This window comes from Maribacter sp. TH_r10 (assembly GCF_033101095.1).
Taxonomy (GTDB): Bacteria; Bacteroidota; Bacteroidia; order Flavobacteriales; family Flavobacteriaceae; genus Maribacter_A; species Maribacter_A luteus.
In genome coordinates this window covers 911,896-933,753 of record NZ_JAWMPY010000002.1, presented here as the reverse complement: position 1 = coordinate 933,753, position 21,858 = coordinate 911,896, and the positions used below count along the sequence as shown (strand labels likewise).

The 21,858-nt window shown below is 38.8% G+C and carries 9 protein-coding genes; 1 reads left to right on the top strand and 8 read right to left on the bottom strand.

What is annotated here, in order from left to right; translation table 11 throughout:
• Positions 1–29: 29 nt before the first annotated feature.
• Entirely contained in the window at positions 30–1,910 is a 1,881-nt protein-coding gene (locus R3X28_RS09310) for a DUF5060 domain-containing protein (protein ID WP_154367042.1), read from the bottom strand.
• Positions 1,911–1,916: 6 nt separating this feature from the next.
• Positions 1,917–5,438 carry a sulfatase-like hydrolase/transferase gene (locus tag R3X28_RS09305; RefSeq protein ID WP_317664056.1) on the bottom strand — a complete coding sequence of 1,174 codons (3,522 nt, stop codon included), beginning with the start codon at positions 5,436–5,438 and terminating at the stop codon, positions 1,917–1,919.
• A 584-nt stretch (positions 5,439–6,022) separates the two neighbouring features.
• Here R3X28_RS09305 and R3X28_RS09300 point away from each other — a divergent pair.
• Entirely contained in the window at positions 6,023–7,786 is a 1,764-nt protein-coding gene (locus tag R3X28_RS09300) for a sulfatase (RefSeq protein ID WP_317664055.1), read from the top strand.
• Between the two features lie 111 nt (positions 7,787–7,897).
• On the opposite strand, the gene R3X28_RS09295 is transcribed toward R3X28_RS09300, so the two are convergent.
• From R3X28_RS09295 to R3X28_RS09270, 6 genes are all read right to left on the bottom strand, one after another.
• Positions 7,898–10,654, bottom strand: a complete 2,757-nt coding sequence (locus R3X28_RS09295) for a glycoside hydrolase family 78 protein (RefSeq protein ID WP_317664054.1) — start codon at positions 10,652–10,654, stop codon at positions 7,898–7,900.
• Positions 10,655–10,675: 21 nt separating this feature from the next.
• The gene (locus tag R3X28_RS09290) at positions 10,676–12,844 is read right to left on the bottom strand and encodes a beta-xylosidase (RefSeq protein ID WP_317664053.1); all 2,169 of its coding nucleotides are present in this window, start codon (positions 12,842–12,844) and stop codon (positions 10,676–10,678) included.
• A gap of 16 nt (positions 12,845–12,860) precedes the next feature.
• The gene (locus R3X28_RS09285) at positions 12,861–14,267 is read right to left on the bottom strand and encodes a cellulase family glycosylhydrolase (protein ID WP_282055862.1); all 1,407 of its coding nucleotides are present in this window, start codon (positions 14,265–14,267) and stop codon (positions 12,861–12,863) included.
• Positions 14,268–14,586: 319 nt separating this feature from the next.
• Positions 14,587–16,164, bottom strand: a complete 1,578-nt coding sequence (locus R3X28_RS09280; RefSeq protein WP_154367054.1) for a RagB/SusD family nutrient uptake outer membrane protein — start codon at positions 16,162–16,164, stop codon at positions 14,587–14,589.
• 17 nt (positions 16,165–16,181) lie between these two features.
• On the bottom strand, positions 16,182–19,223 hold the full coding sequence (locus tag R3X28_RS09275; protein ID WP_154367056.1) for a SusC/RagA family TonB-linked outer membrane protein: 3,042 nt from the start codon (positions 19,221–19,223) through the stop codon (positions 16,182–16,184).
• Between the two features lie 813 nt (positions 19,224–20,036).
• Complete coding sequence (locus tag R3X28_RS09270; protein ID WP_317664052.1) at positions 20,037–21,551, bottom strand: sulfatase; 1,515 nt, start codon at positions 21,549–21,551, stop codon at positions 20,037–20,039.
• Positions 21,552–21,858 lie beyond the last annotated feature (307 nt).

Sequence of the window (21,858 nt, the reverse complement as noted above, 5' to 3'; positions counted from 1 at the left end):
TGTTTTGTTGACCAAAACCGGTCGATAAGTCATGTGCCGAATTTCTTATCTCGACTTACTTTAATAATCCAATCCTTCTTTATTTCTTTTGGTGGATATCCTAAAAATCGGGTGCCACCATTGCTTTTCACAGATTGTAGGGAGCCATACATCATTTCACCTCCATTTCTTGGGTCGAACCATTTAATTTCAAAAGTGTTTCCTGAATTTCCCAAATCCAAGGAAATGGTCTCAGCTCCCATTTGAAGGTACACAAGGTAAACTTCATCCTTTTTAGCAAAGCAAAAACCTTTGCCACCTTTTATAAGGTAATCGGCCGGTTCCATTTCCCAGAAGGGTAGTTGTTCCTCAAAAAAATGTAAGGCATAACTATTTTGGTCCCAGAATAGGTCGCGGCTTCTGAAATCCTCACAGGTTAGGTCTGAATTTGGACTTGAATACCCAAAATACCATTCCAAACCAAAACCGCCGGCCATTAGGGTGCCCCAAAGAGCATTTGATCGTGCCATATCATGTTTTGAGTCTTCATCATCGGGTAGTAAGGCAATATTCGCCTTGCCCGGTTCATCAACTGACAAGGCCCACTTTTTCCCTGTTGCATTGGATTTCTCCCTCCACTTCAAAACCCTTGGATGAACATCGGTAAATAAAGAATCACTTAATTGTAGGGAGGCTCCGGTTAATGGGGACTTATCACCAATGAAATCTTCGTAACGGCCATCTTTATTGGGGAATGTATGCAGTACCCTATGATGGTTGTATGGGTCTAATCGTTTTACATAATGGGCAACTTTCAATACTTCTTCGGTAGGTTGGTCGTTTTCTTCCCCTAGATTCCAGTTCATCGAAAGGTGATGCCCAAAGCGGGCAATGAGTTCGCGGTAGTATAATTTTCCCTCCGTTCCAAAAACTCCCTTGTCCATAAGGTGGTCCGTTTCGGTTTCATTGGTTTTAAAATGAAGGAACATGCCCAAGGTTTCGGCATATTCGAATATACGTTCCCACTGGTCCAATTTTGAAACATCCAAACGGGTCTTGTGAAAAAACGTTTCCCATGCTTCTATGTTCTTTTTGTTACTGGCATATTTTTCGTAATCGGAAATAGGTTTTTTCAGAAGATAGAAAAAGATATTTCGGTCGTCCCCATCTACGTTAAAGGTCAAAAAGGAAAATGCGTTCAATTCTTCAAAGGCTAAATAATTAATTGCGCCTAATAAATTTTTCCCTTTATTTCCTTGCCAGACAAAAGGCTGTGCTTCTTCAGCGAAATCTTTTGCATGGGGTTCCCAATTTTTTCTTAGGTTTAAAGCATTGGTAGAGGCATCAAAATCTATATAACCGAGTAAGTTCTCTGGTGCATCGACCCCTAGTTTAATAAAGTATTTTCCCGTTTCCTCAAATTTTAAATAGGATTCCCCGACATAATTAAGACGTCCTTTGGCTCTATTGTCCCTTCCGGTTTTATCTGTTTCCACTATACTGAAACTTCCCCTTTCACCATCAATCGATCCTACAGATTCCGCATTTTCAAAACTGTCGGCCACTGCAATTCCTTTGCCTTTTTTGAAAGATATACTATACCGCCATTTGCCCGTTGCATCCGGGGTAAATCTTGCTTGCCAAATATTTCCTGAAGTAGCACTGGTTTCGGCCGCATTGCCATCGGCAGCATAAAAACCGGGAACAATATATGTTTTGTCCCCATTGGTAAATGTAACATCCAGACGATAATCGAGAAAAGGATTTTCGGCTGCCAATTCATTGGTTTCGACCCCTTCTATATTTAAGGTTATCCTGTGCCATTTTTTAAGTTCACCTTCTATTCCTACTTCTTTTTGTTGGGTACAGGAAAAAAAAGAATGACTAAATAAGACAATGCATAGCAAACGAAACCAAACGGGGTGTTTCATATAAATTTAAAATGAATTTATTTTTAATTGGATCGTATGTTCACCTGGTGACAATCTAATCGATTCGAAAGCTGACGGAACTTTTTGTCCGTTGTGAATCAAGTCCTTACCATCCAGGCCATTCAATGAAAATTCGGCCACCATATTACCAGGTACTTCTATTATATAGGTTTGAAGTCGTGGTCCGTTATGGGTATATTTTCCTTTGATGGTCCCCCTTACAGTAGGGACTTCAATGCTACTTGATTTTAAATTGCTCATTTGAGGTTTAATCGTGGCCACCCCAAACCCGGGTGTTTTTGGTTTTATTCCCCATAAACCCCTTGGTATAACATTGGCTGGCACAGCTCCCCACGCGTGGTTCCAGTCTAAGTTATTCTTATATTTATTGTCCCAAGCTTCCAGTGTAATGGTAGAACCTATACGAATCATGTTATACCAACTTCTTTCTGCCGTACTTGCTAATAGATCCAGGGCATAATCTTCTTCTCCAGCATTATACAAACCATCCATTAAGAATTGGGAGCCATATACACTACATGCCAAACCTCGGGATTTAACGTAATCCACTACCGAGCTATAATGTTCCTCTGGGACCAAACCAAAGGCCAATGGCATCATATTGGCGTGTAATGATGCGTGGTCTGTACCTATTCCGTCTACATAGATTCCACGTTCTTTATCGAACATTTGCTCATTAACAGCCTTTTTGGCTTTTGCTGCCCTTAGCTCAAAATCAAGGACTTCTTGTGTTTTACCCAGTATTTTGGCAAATTCCGCCATGATTTTCATATTCTCATAGAAGAATGAATTTATTACCGTACTATAAGGTTTGAATACAAAACCATCGCGTTCCCCTTTGGTTTCACTTCCGTTAAAATTAGCTCCCGGCCAATCTACGATATCTGTCAAAGGTTTTTTATAACCATCGGGGAATCCTAATTTTCGCATAAATTCCGCATCTACCTTAGTAGAGGTAATTAAGCCGTCTTCATTTGAAAGTTCATATAATGACTTATGTTTTAAGGCGTCATAGTAACGCTCTATGAGCTCTGTATTACCTGTGTACATATAATCGGCATATATCAACAAAGGAACATGCTGCTGCCATTCGGTCGGCCAAGTAGGGTGCTGCATAAAATACTCTATGGTACGCCTGGCCATGGCGTACTCCCGATCGGTGGTATAATGACTCAATTGATTTAGATAGGCATCGGCTTCATAAGGAATACGCTCTCTATCACCATCTACATATAGCCCATTAAAGGTGGTTGCTTTGATAGAATATTTACACAAATCCCAAACTTGATTTAAGATCGTATTGTTACTCTTAAAACTACTGGCACTATCATCCCAATAGGTGTGAAATGCCAATTGCTCAACATCTTTTGATTTAATCTCTGATTGGGTGCCTTCAATTTCAGCATACCTGAACGGCACCAATGGAGGAAATCCGTCTGGTAATGGTATAGCCTTATTCGGTCTTGTATTCCTTTCGTCAGTTTGAACAGGAATCCTATAGGTGGTTTGTCCTGGTTTTACGTTGACTTTCAATTCTTGGTAACGAATATTGCTTTTTGCGGGAGGGGTCCGGTTAACATTGCCCTGCCCATCCAACATTTCTCCCAATCTAATGGTTAAAGTGTGCGGGGTTTCTGCATGGTATGTGAAATCCATGGTAGCAAAAGCGGCTTTACCAAAATCCATAAAATAAAAACCATTTTTATTTTCGAACTTTTCCGGCTTGATCTTATCCATTATGAATTTATTCTCAGTGGATATGATATAACTATCACTTTTTCCTGTAGTGAATTTTTGGGCTTCTGAGTAATTGACCAAACGATTTTCATCATCCCAAATGCGTACTTTCCAATAATAGGTTTTACCTATTTCTAAAGGTTTTCCTTCATATTCCACATTTGTTGATTTTCCCGAGGCAACTCGTTGGCTATCCCAAATGTCCCCATTATTGTTATCGATACCCGATTTGCTTGAAGCAACTAAAATCTGATAGGCCGACTGGAAATTTGATTCTAATGGCACTGTCCAACCAAACTCAGGTTTTAAATCAAAAATTTTTACATTCGTGCTAGGTTCTCTAATAAGTTCAACGGTGAGATCTACAGGTGGGGAAGTATATTTGTCGCTGTTTTTCTGTATTAAAATTTCAAGTTTTGCTCTTAATTTATCGGCTATGTTTTTATACTTTTTCTTGCCAATCAAGTTCTTAATCTCTTGTGGGTCTTTTTTTAAATTATAAAGTTCCTCAATGGATTTGTCGTTTACATACCTAAAATATTTCCATTCTTCCGTTCGCACCCCTTCGCTTGGAGGAATATTTTCAAAATCCCATAAATGTTCGATTAAAACCGTGTCTCTGTTGATTTCGTTGGTTTCTTGCTCGACTATTGGCAATAAACTTTTTCCTTGCCATGATTCCGGAGCTTTAACCCCAGCCACATCCGCAATTGTAGATGTCACGTCAATGTTAAGAACCATGTCATTGATATCTTGGTGCTTGTTTATCCTTGGGTCATAAATTATCAATGGTACGCGAACGGAATTATCATACATGAGCCATTTACCTGCCAATTGGCGTTCTCCCATAAAGTAACCATTATCCCCCATTAGGATAATAACGGTGTTTTTATCCAGTCCTTTTCTCTTAAGTTCTTCCCTGATTTTTGCGATTTCCCGATCAACACCCGAAATCATTCGATAATACCCTTTTACGCTATGTTGGTATTTTTCCGGGGTGTCGTAACGCCAAGTCCATCGTAATCTATTGAAACCATCACGAACAGATTTTGGTAGGGCCTCGAAGAATTTGTCATCTGCCAATTCTGGACCGGGCATATTGGTGTTTTGGAGCAATGCATCAGACTCTTCTTGCCAAAAATATTGTTCTTTTGCACCATCATGAGCGTGCGGCGCACTGAAACTGAGTGAAAGACAGAAAGGTTTTTCCTTGTCTGCCCCTGCTATGAAATCTATTGCTTTTTGTCCGGTATATCGCGTTAGGTGAACCGTATCCTTACCTAAGGTTTTGTAGTAGTATCCCCTTCTGTCTTTATAGGAGTTGTTTCGATCGTAAGATTCATAGATGTCAAATTGTTTGTCCAATCCCTCGTAACGAACGCCGAATTTACCGAAGAATCCCGTCATGTATCCGTTTTCTTTCAATACCCTTGGATAGGAATTTACCATATAGCTTTCCCTGATGTTCCCTGTTTGAAAGTTGAAATTATGGGTGCGCTCATGAAGTCCCGTCCAAAGACTGGCTCTACTCGCTGCACAAATGGGAGTAGTAACCATGGCGTTGTTGAAATAAGTTCCCTCAGTGGCCAATTTGTCCATTTCAGGAGTAGAAATCAATTTGTTGCCTGCATACCCCAATGCGTCAAAACGCTGGTCATCTGTCAGTATGAAAATGATATTGGGTTTTTTTGTTTCATCTGTTTCATTTTGTGCTTTTACCATAATAATGGAAAAACAAAAAAGGATAACTGTAAATAGTCTCATTTTCATCGAAATATATTTTAAAGTATTGACTTGAATAGCCGTGACATAAGCTGGCTATATGTTATTAAGATAATGTTCTTCAAACTTATGTTTCAAAGGGATAATATCCATCCTGTTCTGTCCTGAAATTTTGAGTAATAAAAACAACTTAAATTCTGTTGTTTAAAGCAAATTACTAATCTTCTCTAAATTATGCGTTTTAACATTGCCCCTGACTTTAAACCTTAAATGATAGGGGAGAGGATATTGAAGTTTTAATTATTGGAAATAAATTTTTTCTCGGGTATTTATTTAATCCTGTGATGTATAAAAAGCATTATCTTTTATGGTCGTTTATATTCAATAAGAGGACAGAAGTTCTTAAATGGGATTATTATAATAATCAAAGCTCTTGTCAGTGATTGTATTGGTTTTTTTTTACCTTTATAGATGTCAAAAAGCCATATTCTGATTACCAGTTTCGGTGTTCAATACACATTCTTGCAAAATGATATCTGAAACTTGGTTAAATCATATTTAGTGACGATTTGATTGGTTTTTTCTTCTTTTTAATATTCTTGAATATAAAAATTCCCGTAAACTAAATTAACATGAAAAATTATTTCGTCTTGTTTAAGATTCTAACATTTTTTGCACTTAGCTGTTTGTTATTGGCAAGCTGCCAATCCAAAACCAAGGAAACGAAAAACTTTTCTTCGTCAGTTGCTACGAACGAGTTGCCCCAACGCCCTAATATTCTATGGATGGTGACCGAAGATATGGGTGCTTATATTCCTTCTTTTGGTGATTCGACTATAGTAACACCGAATTTAAGTCGATTAGCAAAAGAAGGAGTCGTATATCCAAATTTATATTCTACCTCTGGGGTATGCGCTCCAAGTAGAGCGGCAATTGCTACGGGGATGTATCCTACGAGTATTGGGGCGAATGATATGAGAACTACTTCGAATACCAATGAAACAGGTTTGCCTGCATATGGCGCGGTTCCTCCACCCGAAGTGCGTATGGTCAGTGAATTGCTTCGGATGAACGGTTATTATTGTTCAAACAATTATAAAGAGGATTATCAATTTAAAGCCCCTAAAACAGCATGGGATGAGAGTGGGCCATATGCCCATTGGCGCAATCGCGATAAGAATCAACCTTTTTTCTCTGTATTCAATTTTACCGAAACGCATGAGTCGGGATTATTTGAACCTTATGGTTTCAGAAAAATAGAAACCAGGCATTACCATGAAGGGGATACAACCTATACATGGGGTCCAGGACGAATGACTGAAGAAGAAACACCCGTACACTTGCCAAAAGATACAGAGTTTAACATTCCCCCCTATTTACCCAATACGCCCGTGGTGCGCCGCGATATGTGGAAATTATACAATAATATTGCTGAGATGGATCGTCAAGTCGGGGCGGTATTGAAGCAGTTGGAGGAAGATGGTCTGTTGGATAACACCATTGTCTTTTTCTATGGAGATCATGGTGGTCCGTTGCCTAGAGAGAAACGCTTGATCTATGATTCAGGATTGAATACTCCCATGATCATTCGATTCCCTAATAAGGTCAATGCAGGGATTAAAGATGGTGAATTGATCAGTTTTGTCGATTTTGCCCCCACTCTTCTTTCTTTAGTGGGTATTGAGCCTCCCGCATATTTACAAGGACAAGCTTTTTTAGGTGTCGATAAATCGAGTAAGGAACGCAAATATATTCATGCTGCCGCTGATCGGTTTGATGAGATTACCGACGTAATCAGGGCCGTGCGGGATGATCAATTTAAGTACATTCGAAATTACAGACCTGATCAAGGTTATTATTTACCCGTTGGGTACAGGGAAAAAATACCTACAATGCAGGAATTATTGCGTTTACGTGATGAAGGAAATTTGGACAGTATACAATCACTTTGGTTCAGGAATCGAAAAGACCCTGAAGAATTGTATGATTGCAAGTCCGACCCCCACGAAATACATAATTTGGCCAAGGATCCTGCCTTTAAAGGAAAATTGGAAGAATTGCGAACAGAAATGGATCGTTGGCTTAAAGAGATTGAGGATGAGCCCAATCTTCCGGAAAGGGGGTTGATTGCCCAGTTGTGGAATGGCGCAGAAACGCAACCTGTAACTTCGAAACCTGAAATTGAAATAATTAATAATAAGATTTTGATTAACTGTGCTACTGAAGGTGCCTCATTGGGATATAAGATTATTGGTAAAGATGGGAATATACCTAAAGTTTGGACCGTCTATCAAGAACCTTTTGAAGCTCCAGAAGGTAGTAAATTACTATCACAAGCCTATCGGATAGGGTTTATTCCTAGTAGTATTGTAGAGCATACTAATATTGGTAGTTAATATAATGATCTACGTGATTTTCATTCACCTTATATCAAATAATATTGAAAACTTAAAAACCCCGGTAAGTAGCCGGGGTTTTTATTTACGGAAATTTATGATTTTTCAGGATTATAGTTTATCTATCGGGTATATGAACGAATACGTGCCCGAACCTAGTTCAACTTGAACACCTTTATCTGTTTGCTTAATCGTAAACTTGATGTTTCCCTTGGGCTTATTGCCGTTGGGTAAAACATGTTCAATAGTAGCTTTCGGTAGCGTAATTGTTGCGGTAGTGTTCGCGGGTATGATTACTTCATAATGGAATTTTCCTTCCTTAATTTCCCAATCGGATTTTATCTTTCCATAAAGGGAGAAGAATTCAGCCTTTGCAGAAGTTAATCCACCTCCGGGATGTGGGTCAAATAATATATGCTTGTACCCAGGGTTTTCCGGATCTATCCTTAATCCGCCTACGTGTGTATAGAGCCATTCTCCAATTGCACCATATGAATAGTGATTAAAACTGTTCATGCCTTCAATAATGGTTCCATCTGGTTTTTGTGTGTCCCAACGTTCCCAAATGGTCGTGGCTCCCATGGTTATTGGGTAAAGCCAAGAAGGAAACTCCTTTCGGTTCAATAACATAAAGGCCAAGTCGTCTCGACCTATTTTTGAAAGCGTGCTGCAGAGTAGGGGGGTACCCAAAAATCCGGTAGTTAAATGTCCGAATTTTTTTACGTCTTGGGCGAAATACCCGGCAGACTTATCAATTAAGTTCTCGGGAATCAAATCAAATGAAAGTGCTAACGCATAGGCCGTTTGCGTATGGGAGACCAAACGGCCGTTTGGTGTAATATATTCTTGAATAAAGGCTTCCCTAATATTTTCTGCTAGCCTCCCATAGGTAACCATATCTTCATTCTCACCTATTATAGAAGCTATTTTACTTAATAAGGTGGTGGAGTAATAGGCATAAGCCGTGGCGATCAAATCCTTCTCAGTAACCGATCCATTGTAATCGGGCTTATCTGCATTGTAAGCGAGCCAATCGCCCCAATGCCAATGTTTATAGTCGATCCATAGATAATCTTCTCCGGCACTTTTGGCCATAAAATCTACCCATTTTTTCATGCTGCTATACTGTTCTTCCAAAATACGTTTATCACCGTAAGATTGGTATACCGTCCAAGGAATGATTACTGCTGCATCTGCCCAACCTGTTGCACCACCTTTCGCAGCTGCACCTTTACTTGCGCTAAGTATATCTGGCACTACATTGGTAACCACCCCATCTTTATGTTGATCTAGGGCCAAATCTTTTAGCCACTTTGTATAAAATGCGGCTACGTCGAAATTATAAGCAGCCGTCATACTGAAAACCTGGGCGTCACCTGTCCAACCTGCTCTTTCATCCCGTTGAGGGCAATCTGTAGGAATATCCAAAAAATTATCTTTTTGTCCCCATTGGATATTACTCTGTAATTGATTGATCATTGGGTCGGAAGTTGTAAAACTTCCGGTAGGAGTGATTTCGGAATGAATGACCACACCCGTTATATCATCTAGGTTTAAGGTACCAGGATAGTCGATTACTTGAATATAACGAAATCCGTGAAAGGTAAAATGAGGTTCAAATATTTCTTCGCCTTCACCTTTTAATGTGTAAATATCTGTCGCTTCGGCAGCTCTTAAGTTGGTTGTATAAAAATTGCCGTTTTTATCAAGGACTTCGGCAAATTTCAAGGTGACTTTGTGCCCTTTTGGACCTCTTACTTTCATACGCGCCCAACCGACTATATTTTGACCTAGGTCCAAAACGGTTTCTCCTTTGGGAGTCGAAATCAGTTTTTTGGGTTTAATTTCTTGAATGGCTTTTACTGGCGGACCTTGTGGTGCAACCAGAATATCTTTTGGATGGTCTAGGACTTCGACCTTATCCCAATTATTATCATTGAACCCAATATTAGCCCAACCATCTAGCTCTAATCGAGCATCATATTTTTCACCGTTGTACATGTCTGACTCTAAGATGGGACCGTATGAAGCCTTCCAATCGCCGTTGCTAACGACAGTCTCGGTTGTGCCATCATTGTAAATTATGTTCAATTGAATAAATAGAGCAAGTTGTTTTCCATAAAAGGCATAGTCACCTTGCCATCCTATATTGCCACGATACCAACCATCACCGACTATTGCTCCGATCGCGTTGTTGCTTTTCAACATATTCGTAACATCATAAGTCTGGTACTGCAATCTCTTATCATAACTGGTATAACCTGGCGTAAAAAGATCATCACCTACTTTTTCTCCGTTCAGGTAAATTTCATAGACACCTAAGGAGGTTACTTGAACTTTGGCTGATTTTATCGATTTTTTGGCCTGAAACTCGGTTCTAAAATATTGTGAAGGGTGTGATTTTTTCTCAGTGGTTATATCGTCCATGGCAATGTAAGAAGCAGACCATAATGATTTATCCAAGATGCCCATTTCCCAAAATGCAGGGGAACTCCATGAAGAAACTTTGTTCTTATTGTTCCATACCCTTACACGCCAGTACACCCGTTGCATTGACTTTAATACAGGTCCGTTATAAACCACATTTACCGATTGATCACTTTCTACCCGGTTCGAAGACCAAATAAGGCTTTTCCCATTTACTAGATTTTCCTTGGAGTCCGCTACGTGAATTTCGTATGCCGTTTGCATAACATTTTGGCCATCTGAACTTATTTGCCAACTCAGTCGCGGTTTTTCCACATCAATGCCAATGGGATTGGTTCTGTATTCTGTAACCAGTTTTGTTATCTGATCTTTTTTAATGGTAAATGATGTTGTCAAGAGTAGACCAAGGATTATAAAACCAACTTTAAGTGTATTCTGCATAGTGTAAATGATTTTACTTTATTAAAAAACCTTAAGTGTGGTTTGTTTAAGATCTTTAGTAGCTGATGATGATCCTACGGAAATCGTAAACGTACCGGGTTCAACGACTTTTTCCATTTCCTGGTTCAGAATGGAAAGCTCATCAAAACCTAATTGAAAGGATACGGTTTTAGTTTCCCCTGGTTCTAGATGGATGCGTTCAAACCCCTTTAGCATTTTAAGATACCTGCCCACTGAAGCAAAATCATCCCGAACATACATCTGTACCACTTCATCACCAGCTCTGGATCCCGTATTTTTAACTTCCACGGAAACAGTAGTTGAACCGTCCTTGGCAATCGTGGCATCTGCAAGTATTGGTTCACTGTATTTAAAAGTAGTATAACTTAGGCCGTAACCAAAGGGAAACAGGGGAGACTTATCACTATACCTGTACTGCCCTTTGCCGGTCCCTATAAAATCGGGACGTTCCAAATAAGTGACAGGTAGTTGCCCAACTGAACGGGGGAAGGAAACGGTAAGTTTACCTCCTGGATTTACATCGCCAAAAATAGCATCTGCGATTGCGTCACCTGAACGCATTCCCAAATACCAAGTCTCAAGAATTGAAGGTACATTTTCGGCAATATAGTTAATGGTTAGTGGTCGCCCGTTGATGAGTACAACAATTACTGGTTTTCCTGTTTTATGTATTGCTTCTACAAGTTCGTTTTGTACGCCATAAAGGTTTAAATCGGAGCGATCAGCACCTTCACCACCTGTACTTCGGGATCCACCGACTACTAAAACAACGGCATCCGAATTTTTTGCCGCGGCAATTGCTGCCGGAAAGCCTGCTTTGGAGGTATCCAATAAATCACAACCTTTGGCGTAATTGATTTTTACATTATTGTTCACCTTGTTTTTTATACCATCTAAAACAGATACATAATATGGCGGTAAACCGGAGTACCCGCCCAAGAGTGAGTAAGAACCTTTTTCAGGTCTTTCTTCGGTGGCATTGGGACCGATAACGGCCAAGGATTTGATTTTCGTCATATCCAACGGTAAGAGGTCGTTATCATTTTTTAATAGGATAATTGCCTTTTTGGCCATTTCATAAGCATAATCCTGATGTTCTTTTGTACCGGCATTAACAGTTTCAGTATCAATCTCTTTAGGTTCAGTATCAAATAAGCCCAATTTATATTTTGCAGTTAAAATACGAGATGTTGCAATGTCTATGTACTTCATCAATTCAGGATTCTGTGTTATCGTATCCTTCAATACATTGGTGTGATACGATGCGAGGTCAACATTCTTTCCAATGACTAAGTCCATGTCAACACCAGCTTTTAGTCCTAAGATAGCTGACTTGGCTCTCGTTTCCGAAATAAAATGCATGGTCCCTAACCTTGCAATATCATTATTATCAGAAACTATAAAACCGTCGAAACCTAGCTCATCTCGTAAAATATCCTTTAGTAACCAAGTATTCATATGGTTTGGAACTCCATTATAATCTTGATGGCCTGGCATAACTGAACCTACCTTTGCTATCTTAACTGCAGCCTCAAAGGGTGGTAGATAAACCTCTCGTAAACGACGTTCGGACATATCACTAAAACCACCATTGATGCCGCGACGGTTTTCCGGATATCCTATAAAATGCTTAGCCGTTGCAATAACATGATTCTCATCAAACTGCTCATCACCTGTACCTTGTAGACCCTCGATAAACGCAACACCCATTTTCGAAACCAAATAAGGATCTTCGCCATAAGATTCTTCGACCCTACCATACCTTGGATCACCAGAAATTACGTCTAAATTAGGTGAATAACAATGGGTAACACCTAAAGTACGCGCTTCTATTGCTGTTTGTGAAGCCATTTTTTTAATTAACTCGGGTTCCCAAGTTGAGCCACAAGCAATAGCTTGAGGATAAACAGTTGTATTACCATAATAATCAAGGACAAGCCATAATCCATGTAGGGCTTCTCCATATTTCATATACGGAATACCTAAACGATGGTTGGCAGGCGCATCTTGGGTCATTTCCGCTATTTTTTCCTCAAAGGTCATTTGACTTACTAGATGTTCTACTTTTTTATTGATATCGCGGTACTCTTTACTTTTATAGGTTTTGTTTTCAGTTTTGCAACCGACAATGAACATTATGAACAATACTATGGAAATCGTTTTTTTCATTTTAATTGGCTTTTATTTATTCTTTAGATGTTTCAAAATTCCTGATGCCGGGAACGATTCTTATCTTTAATCGGTTTCTACCTTCCGGCCATTTTAATATGATTAATTTTTGGCTGCTATCATCCCAAATGTAATTATGGGGGTCAACATCCTTGGGAACTTTATAAACTTCCAAATCTATATTTTTCAATGGGTTGTGGTAGAGGTAGATATCATCGTCGATTAGTACTGAAAATCCGTCGGGATAATGTCTATTGGCTCCTATGAATATCTTAGAAGCCCCTTTTTCGTTATCGGGTTTTATGTTTAGGTCCAAACTTCGCGTGGCATGGTGGTACATAAATGATTGTATGTCCCCGGCAATGGTTTGGGGATAAGGTCTTGCGATAATATCGGTAATATATTTTCTTTCGACCGTTCCTACGGCCTTTTTGTCACTGAAAATCGCCCAAGTTGAAGGTCCTCCGGGAAGAAAATTCTGCATAGTTCTATTCCCTAAAAACCATGCCTTGATACTGCCAACTCCCATTTGATCAAATACTTCTGCAGTTCGGATATAAAGTTCCCTGTATTTGAGTTGGCCAAGATTACCTGAGATCAAGGTGTCTGTAGTGGCAAAAGTGGGAAATCCCCATTCCCCGATAAGAATAGGTGCATTGAGCATTTGTGATTCTTGGTCAAAGCGATCCATCACAGGTTTGATAAAATCAATTTTATTTTGATAGATATGTGGGGCGAATATAATATTCTCCCGGTTAATGGGCGCGGTGATTTCCGCATATTGATTATTGTCGATACCTTCTCCTTTGTTCATGAATATGGATTGTAAAAGAATCTTTTTATCGGCATTTATCTTTTGACTTTCGTCGATAATCCTTTGGTAAAGGGGAATCAGATATTTTTTTGTGAGGCGGTCGTAAGAAATATCCATCGTTAGCTTCCTAGGTTCATTGACAATGTCATATCCCAAGACTGATGGGTCGTCTGTGTACCTGTTCCAGATTACCTTCCAAGCTTCTATATAGGTTTGGTACTCGTTGTTCTTGTTCAACCAAAACTCTTCCCAAATAAATTTATCTACCCCATAAACGGTCATTTTAAAAACTGTTTTCATACCGGAATTTTTGCCTAGGTTGACCAAAGTATCAAGTTTCATCAAATAATCCTGTTCTAATCTGCCACCTGGGAAAATGCTTAACTTTCCTAGCTCCAATCGTATGACTTGTGTATTGGCTCCCATACGAACCATTCTGGTATAATCGTCAGAGTTGAAAAATATCTCACCTTTATGGTCATTGGTGTTGACCACGAAACCTCTTGGTATGATGTGGCGCCCAGCTTCATCGCGAAGGCCGTGTTTAATCTGTGTAAATGCCATAAAGGCATTGAATAAAGATACAAAGAGAACAATTCTAAATTTCATAATGAGTAATCAGATATGAGTAGGCAATATATTATTTGGTTCGCGAATATCTATCCCGCACTGTGCTGACTTTATCTATTATTAAGAACTTCAGTGCATGGTAATGAAATCTTCTCGGTAATTTTTCTTTTTCAGATAGGGCTGATATATTTATCGGAGTTATCGAATATGGAAAAAGAATGTAAATAAGAAATCGGAATATCTGTTATGTAATAAAATGGGGCAAAAGATTTCTTTTGCCCCATTTTCCAAACTAACTCAAACAACTCAAAATTAAATTACCCATAAGATTGTGCTTTGTGCAATATTATTTTTCATCTTACCTATATCCATTATTAGTAGGGTCCGAGTCCAATAAAGCAGGATTTTGTTCCAGTTCTTGCAGAGGAATGGGCAGTAAGACATGGTAGGGTTTTATATTGACATTCGGTTCCCAGAAGCGATATTCAAGATTTTGAACCACATCAAGCAATATACCCCACCTTATTAAGTCATACCTTCTATGTGCCTCTCCGGCTAGTTCCCATTTACGTTCATCGTAGATGGCTTCCCTAAACTCTTGCTGGCTCAACCCTTTAATTGCTTCAGCCTCCTCTATGGTCGCAAAGGCGCGTTCCCTAATTTCTTTGATGTACCCATAAGCAACCGTAGGGTCCCCTCCAGGGCGTTCGTTCTCACATTCGGCAGCCATCAGGTGCACATCGGCCAATCTAAACACCATTCGATTATCTGAATGGTTAAAACGAGGAGAAGTTTCCAGATCTAAATTCCAAAATTTGGCCATGTAGGGGAAATTTAAATCAAACCCCAAATAGTTATCCACAATGTTTAGCTCCCTTCTTAAATCGTTCAAAGGAAATTTTTCTGCAAAATCCTTAGATGCCACCTGTAACCCTGTTCCATTAAATGCTTGTCCGTTTGCAGAAAGTGCATCCCTCAATGCACCTCTTTCATCTGTGTTTTTGGGTTCATCCCTCAAACGTGGATTGAACATACTGGGTCTCCAGCTATTATTACCTGCAAAGGCGGCGCCAGGAAAAGCTGGGTCAAATATACCTTCAATATCTTTTGCAAAATCCAAGGACCAAATAATTTCAGCATTATACTCATTCAAGGGATCAAAAACTTCATTATAGGTTGGTAAAAGCATATGAGGGGATTCATTAATGATTTCCAAACATTTGGCCAGACCTGCTTCCCAGCTTTCTTGTTTCATATAAATTTTTGCCTCAATGATAGCCGCGGCCCATTTTGAAGCCCTTCCTCTTTGTGCCTCTGGATAAGAGTCTGGTAAATTGGCTTGTGCGAATTGTAGATCGGACAAAATACCGTTAATTATGGTTGCTTCATCCGTTCTTCCTAATTGACCGACTTCTTCAAGTGTCAATACTTCGTTATAATAAGGTGCAGCTCCCCAAAGATTGGTAATATGCCAATAACATAATGCTCGTAAAAATGTAGCTTCAGCAATGATTTCTGTCCGTGCTTCTTGAAGTAAAGCTTCATTGCCGCTAACCCTATCTATAATAATATTAGTATTGAAAATAACTCTATAAAGGTCTTTCCATGTATCCGAAACACTCATTTTTTGTACTGACACATCGGCTAATGCTTCATTCAATGAATAATTGCCAATAGGTTCTACAAAATTTGCTGAACGATTGGGTTCAATTATATCTGCGCCGTTGTCATAAAAATGATCAAGGCCTACTTGACCGTATATCGAGTTGTTTTTCAGAATGGCATAGGTACCCTGAATAGCCTGTCTTGCATCGTTTTCCGATGCAAAAAAAGTTTCTGGTGCCACAATTGCTCTTGGTTCTTCTTCTAAAAATTTCTCGCAACTTAGAAACGAAAATAATATGAAGGTGTATATAAATATATTTTTTGTTTTCATATCTGATTTTTTATTTTTTAAAAAGTTATGTTTAGACCAAGTGTAATAACACGAGGATTGGGATATTCACCATTTAAATATCCTTGTGCTATATTACCTAATCCAGATCTGCCAAAGTTACTGGCCTCAGGCTCAATCAAACGAGTCTTCGAAAATAACAACAGATTACTTCCCGATACATATACGGTTGCATTTTTTATACCGTCTAAGCCCATTTTTTCTATTGGGAAATTATAGGCCATCCTTGCAGTTTTAAGACGAATGTGAGAGCCGTCTTCAACATATTCCGAATTACTAGGTGTGTTTGTAACCGAATCACCACCTGCCCTTGGAATGTCGGAAGTTGGGTTTTCAACTGTCCAACGGTCACGTAAATCTCCAAATTTCACCGTTTCACCACGATTAAAATAATGATTACGCATTCTTAAATTATAGACTTCATTGCCCGTGGTACCTTGAAAATAAAATGAAAAATCAAAATTTTTGTATGAAAATGAATTTTCGAATCCAAAGATCAAATCGGGAAACGGACTACCCAAAACAACATTATCTTCTGTTGAAATAATATTATCTCCGTTCAAATCCTCAAATCTTGCTCCTCCAACTACTTGAGAGGAAAGGCCGGAAGCATCTATTTCTTCCTGACTTTTCCAGGTTCCCAGATAATTTACCCCTGTAAAAACAGGAACCGATTCACCTACGATCAATCGAGTATTACCCGAGCCAATAATGGGGTCTACTACGACATCAATAAATTCTTGTCCACCAAGATCTAATATTTTGTTCTTGTTTGACGATAAGGTTATCGTAGAGTTCCAACTAAAATTGTCATTTGATATATTGGTGGAATTCACCAATAATTCCCATCCTTTATTTTCAAGGGCCCCAACGTTCTGCAACTGACTGGTAAATCCGGTTTGCCTAGGAATGGTAACATCCAACAGGAGGTCATTGGTTTCTTTTTGGTAGTAATTGAATTCTGTAAATAACCTACCGTTAAACAGTGATGCTTCCAATGCTATGTCCAATGAAGTGGTGGTTTCCCATTTTAAATTGGGATTTGAAGGCCTACCCAATGTTAGACCGGGTACTTCAGATCCATTTAAAGTAGTGTTCGCTTCCGTTAAAACTCCAAGTGTTCTGTATGCTCCGATGGCTTGGTTACCTGAACGTCCCCAACTAGCTCTTAATTTTAAATCCTTGAATAAGTTTTGGTCTTGCATAAATGCCTCTTCACTAATTTTCCATGCACCTGCAATCGAAGGGTAAAACTCATATTTATTTCCTTCAGCGAAAACTGAACTACCATCTGTTCTTCCCACCAAGGTTAATAGATATTTATCCTTATAACTATAGTTTATCCTTCCAAAAAAAGAAGCTATTTGAAATCCGCTATAACCACTGTTCACTATTGATCTGGCTGGATCGGAATTACTTAAATTGTTAAATCCGGTAGCATCACTGGTAATACCGGCGGCTTCTGCTTCGGTGGTTTCTGTAGTAACTTTTTGAAAAGAGGCTCCACCAAGTATGGTAAGGCTATGGTTTTCATTGATATCGGTTTGATATTGTATAGTGTTTTCATTATTCCAACCAGTACTTGCCACGGTCCGTACGCTTGCAGTTCCACCATCGGTTACCCCTATGGCCAGATTGCCAGGTAATTGACTAGAATTGAATCTATTTTGTTTTGTATTATTGAATTCTGGGCTGAAAGTCGAACGAATAGTCCAGGCTGGTGCTGGCTTGTATTCCAAATAAACGGTTCCCAACAAGTTATTGGTGAAGGTCTCATTGGTGTTCAATTCAAAATTTGCAAGCGGGTTCGAGAATGGCGAACCGATAACATCATTAAACCCATTATAAGTACCGTCTTCATTGTATATGGGTTGTGTACGCAATGTTCCAAAAGCGTTGCCACCAAATGAGGTAAGACCATTATCTTGTTTTATTCTAGAATAATTGATACGGAATCCTGCTTTCAAATTATCACTAAGTTTTATATCTAAATTTGATCTGAAAATAAACTTTTCAATACCAGTGCTCTTTACAATCCCTTCTTGATTAAAATAATTGATAGAATTGTAGTAGTTAACGTTTTCGGAAGCCCCTGAAATGGATACATCGGCATTATATATAGGAGCTGGACCTGTTACCAAATCAACCCAATCATTATCTGGATAGGTAGAGGGGTCATTAGGGAATGGTAATGCGGCAGATCTAAACTCGGCACTTTCGTTGGTAAAAGCGATTTGTTCCGCTTGTGATAATAAATCCGGAAGTTCAGGTAACATCTGCATACTTGTATATACATTTACACTTACTTCAGGTTTTCCGGTTCCTACACCTAGGCCATTTTTAGTGGTTAATAATACAACGCCATTTGCACCTCTTGAACCATAAATGGCTATAGAAGAGGCATCTTTTAATATTTCTATGGATTTTATATCATTTGCGTTAATGTTGTTCAGGTTGAAATTTGTTCCGACAACAATACCATCAATGACCCAAAGTGGTTCGTTACTTCCGGTAATGGAATTACCACCCCTAACTCTAATAGCTGTTCCTGCGCCCGGCGCACCACTAACTTGTGTCACTTGGACTCCGGCTGCCCTACCCTGTAATACTTGGTCTACCCTTGAAGAAGGGACTTGGGTGATTTCTTCAGAACTTACTGATGCAACAGAACCGGTCAAGTCAGATTTCGTTGTGGTTCCATAACCGATAACAACGACTTCATCTAATTCGTTGCTTGATTGTAAGAGCACATTGATTTGTGTTTGGGTACCGACAACAACTTCTTTTGGAGCATAGCCTATATAAGAGATTACAAGAACGCTTTGGGGCTCTGCCTGAATCGTGAAATTGCCATCAAAATCTGTGCTCACGCCTGTAGTTGTTCCTTTTATAACTACGGATGCCCCTGGTAATGGGCCGTCGTCTGCGGATACGTTTCCTGATACGGTTTGTTGCGACCATGCAACCACCGAACTAAAGACACAGAGAAGGGTTAAAACCCCACTCCAGAAATTACGGGAATTAGTTTTTTTTCTTTTCATAAGTTGATTGTTTTGTGAGTTGATTTTATGAATATACTTTGTGAATCTTTTAACACTATCCTGTCCTATCCTGTTCTTTTTTGTGTCAATTGACAAAAAAAAACTGATTTGCTTAATGTTTATAGGGGTTGGCAAATGATATTAAAATCACAAAAAAATAACTATTAAATTGTTTTTATATCAATTATATGGTTAAAAAATACAATATACAACAAATGGAGATTTGATTTATTTTAGGTTATGAGAGTTGTTTTTAATAAGGAAATGATATCCAATACATCCTCAAATTGGAAAGAATTTTTTATAATAAATAGATGTGATTTATAAAAATCGATCTCTAATCATTTCGTGGTAAGACTGAAGAGTCGGCACTATGTTGGCCCGTATTGCAATTATGAATGTTCTAATCTATTCTGATAAAATAATTAAGATTTCTATTGGTACAAATAGAAAAAGTATTGATTTGTTCAACAATTCATTACTTCTTTGATTAAATGTAAAAAAGTAGATTGAAAGGCAGTAATTGGTAGGTGTAAATTGTGAGGTAATGCTGTTGTGACTCGTTTATAGTCCCTCTTGTTTATTTTTAATATTTACAGCTTAATTGCCTTTAGTAAAAACAGGTTTATATATTCCGATCAAGGGGTTGTTTATATGTTTCGTAATCCTGTTAAATGAATGTTCAGGGGGTGCTCTCATTGTTGATTACATTGTAATCAACAATTCATTTGTACACTTAGCAATCGTAACTGGGTATATTTCAACACTAAAATGCCATTACTATGTGATATTTTAAATTACTATAATAACGAACTAGTGGTCTGCTCCAATTACCTTGACAGGCCTATTAATAGTTCCATTTGTTCTTGCTTTTTGTTCTACATAATAAGGTTGAAATGTATAGGATGAATTTTGATCCCAGTGGGCATTTGTCTTTGGCAAAAATTCTTTAAGCCTGGCTATTTCTTCCTTATATTGGGGTTTCCTGGCGAGATTCGTAAATTCATTTGGGTCGGTTTTATGATCGTATAGTTCTTCACCACCATCTTCATATCGAATGTATCTGTAACGATCGGACTTAATGGTGTGGTTTTTCATTCCGAAGGTCGTAATGGCAACTGAAGGTTCTTCTTCAGTTTCACCCATCATGAGCGGTACTAAACTTTTACCTTCGTTTCTTTCATAAGCGGGGAGACCACAAAGTTCTAGAAGCGTTGGGTAAATAGATAATAATTCGGCCGGCTTGTCAACTATCTTCCCTTTTGGTAGATTGGGTGCATCGAAAATAAGAGGTGTTTTGGTAGCGGGATCCCAAAGGGCATGCTTGGCAAACGTACCTTTTTCACCTAACCGGTAGCCATGATCAGACCATAAGACAATGACGGTATTATCGGCATATTCACTATTTTCAAGAGCGTTTAACAATCGGCCTATTTCATTGTCAACAAAACTGATACATGCCAAGTAGGCTTGAATGATCTTAGGCCATTCCCCGCTTTTAATGGCCCATTCGGTAGATGGCATCATGGGAAGGTCGTTTATCTTTAGCGCAATCGGAGGAACGTCATTGAGGTCATCTGCCCTATAAGGTATTGTTTCAATACTGTCCAACGGATACATGTCGAACCATTTTTGTGGCACATATAAGGGTACATGTACCCGTAAAAAGCCTACCCCCATAAAGAAAGGTTTATCCTGTTTCCTATTCAGTCGTTCCATCGCCCAATCTACCGATTGATGATCCGGCATTAACGAATCAGCTTCAGGAAAAGCACCCCAATCGGTACTTGTTCTTCCGTATTTTTTTCTATCAGATGTACCAAAACCATCCCAAACAAAACGTTCTGGAGGGTAAGGTCCAAAACCTTTTACCCGGCCGCCCGATTCATCGAAAACACCATCTGGAGCATGGTTGTGGAACAATTTTCCAATGCCCATGGTATGATATCCGTTTTGTTTAAAGTATTCAGGGAGCATGACAATATCCTTGGTTGCCGGATTCCCTGAACGTATATTATTGTCGTGAACCATACCATAGATACCGGTTGTAGAAGGTCTTAAACCTGTCATTAAAGAAGCTCTTGAAGGTCCGCACAAAGGAGCTTGGCAATGCGCATTGGAAAACACCACCCCATTTGAAATTAATCTGTCTATGTTCGGTGTTTTAGCAGGTCCGTCAAGTCCTCCAATCATCGTATTCAGGTCATCTACAGCTAAAACAAGTACATTGGGATGTTCTGTTTTTTTTGGTATTGATTTTTCTTTTTTTTCAGCACATGCAAGTAGGAGTATACTTAGTGTGATTATTATGTAGTATTTTGTTTTCATCTCCCTATTTAGGATTTCGGTTGTTTACTTTATTATTATATGGTGTTGAAAAAGTCATTATTTACTTCAGCATGGTTATTTGGTGATCTAGATTGATCTTATGGGTTTTCATCTGTATTAACATAGATGACTTTTAATTGATTCACTAAAAAAGTTCCTAATCAATTTCAATACACCATATAGTTGTATTTACTGCTATTATGTATTTTCATTCGTTCAACGGCTTGCAACACTTCTTTTTTCAGAACTTGACTGTTATGGCTTACCAAATAGATTGTATTCATAGCTTGGGTCTGGGCAAATTTCC

Excerpts from the sequence above, each read along its gene's own strand:
- R3X28_RS09310 (WP_154367042.1), bottom strand. The coding sequence starts at position 1,910 with ATGAAACACCCCGTTTGGTTTCGTTTGCTATGCATTGTCTTATTTAGT.
- R3X28_RS09305 (WP_317664056.1), bottom strand. The coding sequence starts at position 5,438 with ATGAAAATGAGACTATTTACAGTTATCCTTTTTTGTTTTTCCATTATT.
- R3X28_RS09300 (WP_317664055.1), top strand. The coding sequence starts at position 6,023 with ATGAAAAATTATTTCGTCTTGTTTAAGATTCTAACATTTTTTGCACTT.
- R3X28_RS09295 (WP_317664054.1), bottom strand. The coding sequence starts at position 10,654 with ATGCAGAATACACTTAAAGTTGGTTTTATAATCCTTGGTCTACTCTTG.
- R3X28_RS09290 (WP_317664053.1), bottom strand. The coding sequence starts at position 12,844 with ATGAAAAAAACGATTTCCATAGTATTGTTCATAATGTTCATTGTCGGT.
- R3X28_RS09285 (WP_282055862.1), bottom strand. The coding sequence starts at position 14,267 with ATGAAATTTAGAATTGTTCTCTTTGTATCTTTATTCAATGCCTTTATG.
- R3X28_RS09280 (WP_154367054.1), bottom strand. The coding sequence starts at position 16,164 with ATGAAAACAAAAAATATATTTATATACACCTTCATATTATTTTCGTTT.
- R3X28_RS09275 (WP_154367056.1), bottom strand. The coding sequence starts at position 19,223 with ATGAAAAGAAAAAAAACTAATTCCCGTAATTTCTGGAGTGGGGTTTTA.
- R3X28_RS09270 (WP_317664052.1), bottom strand. The coding sequence starts at position 21,551 with ATGAAAACAAAATACTACATAATAATCACACTAAGTATACTCCTACTT.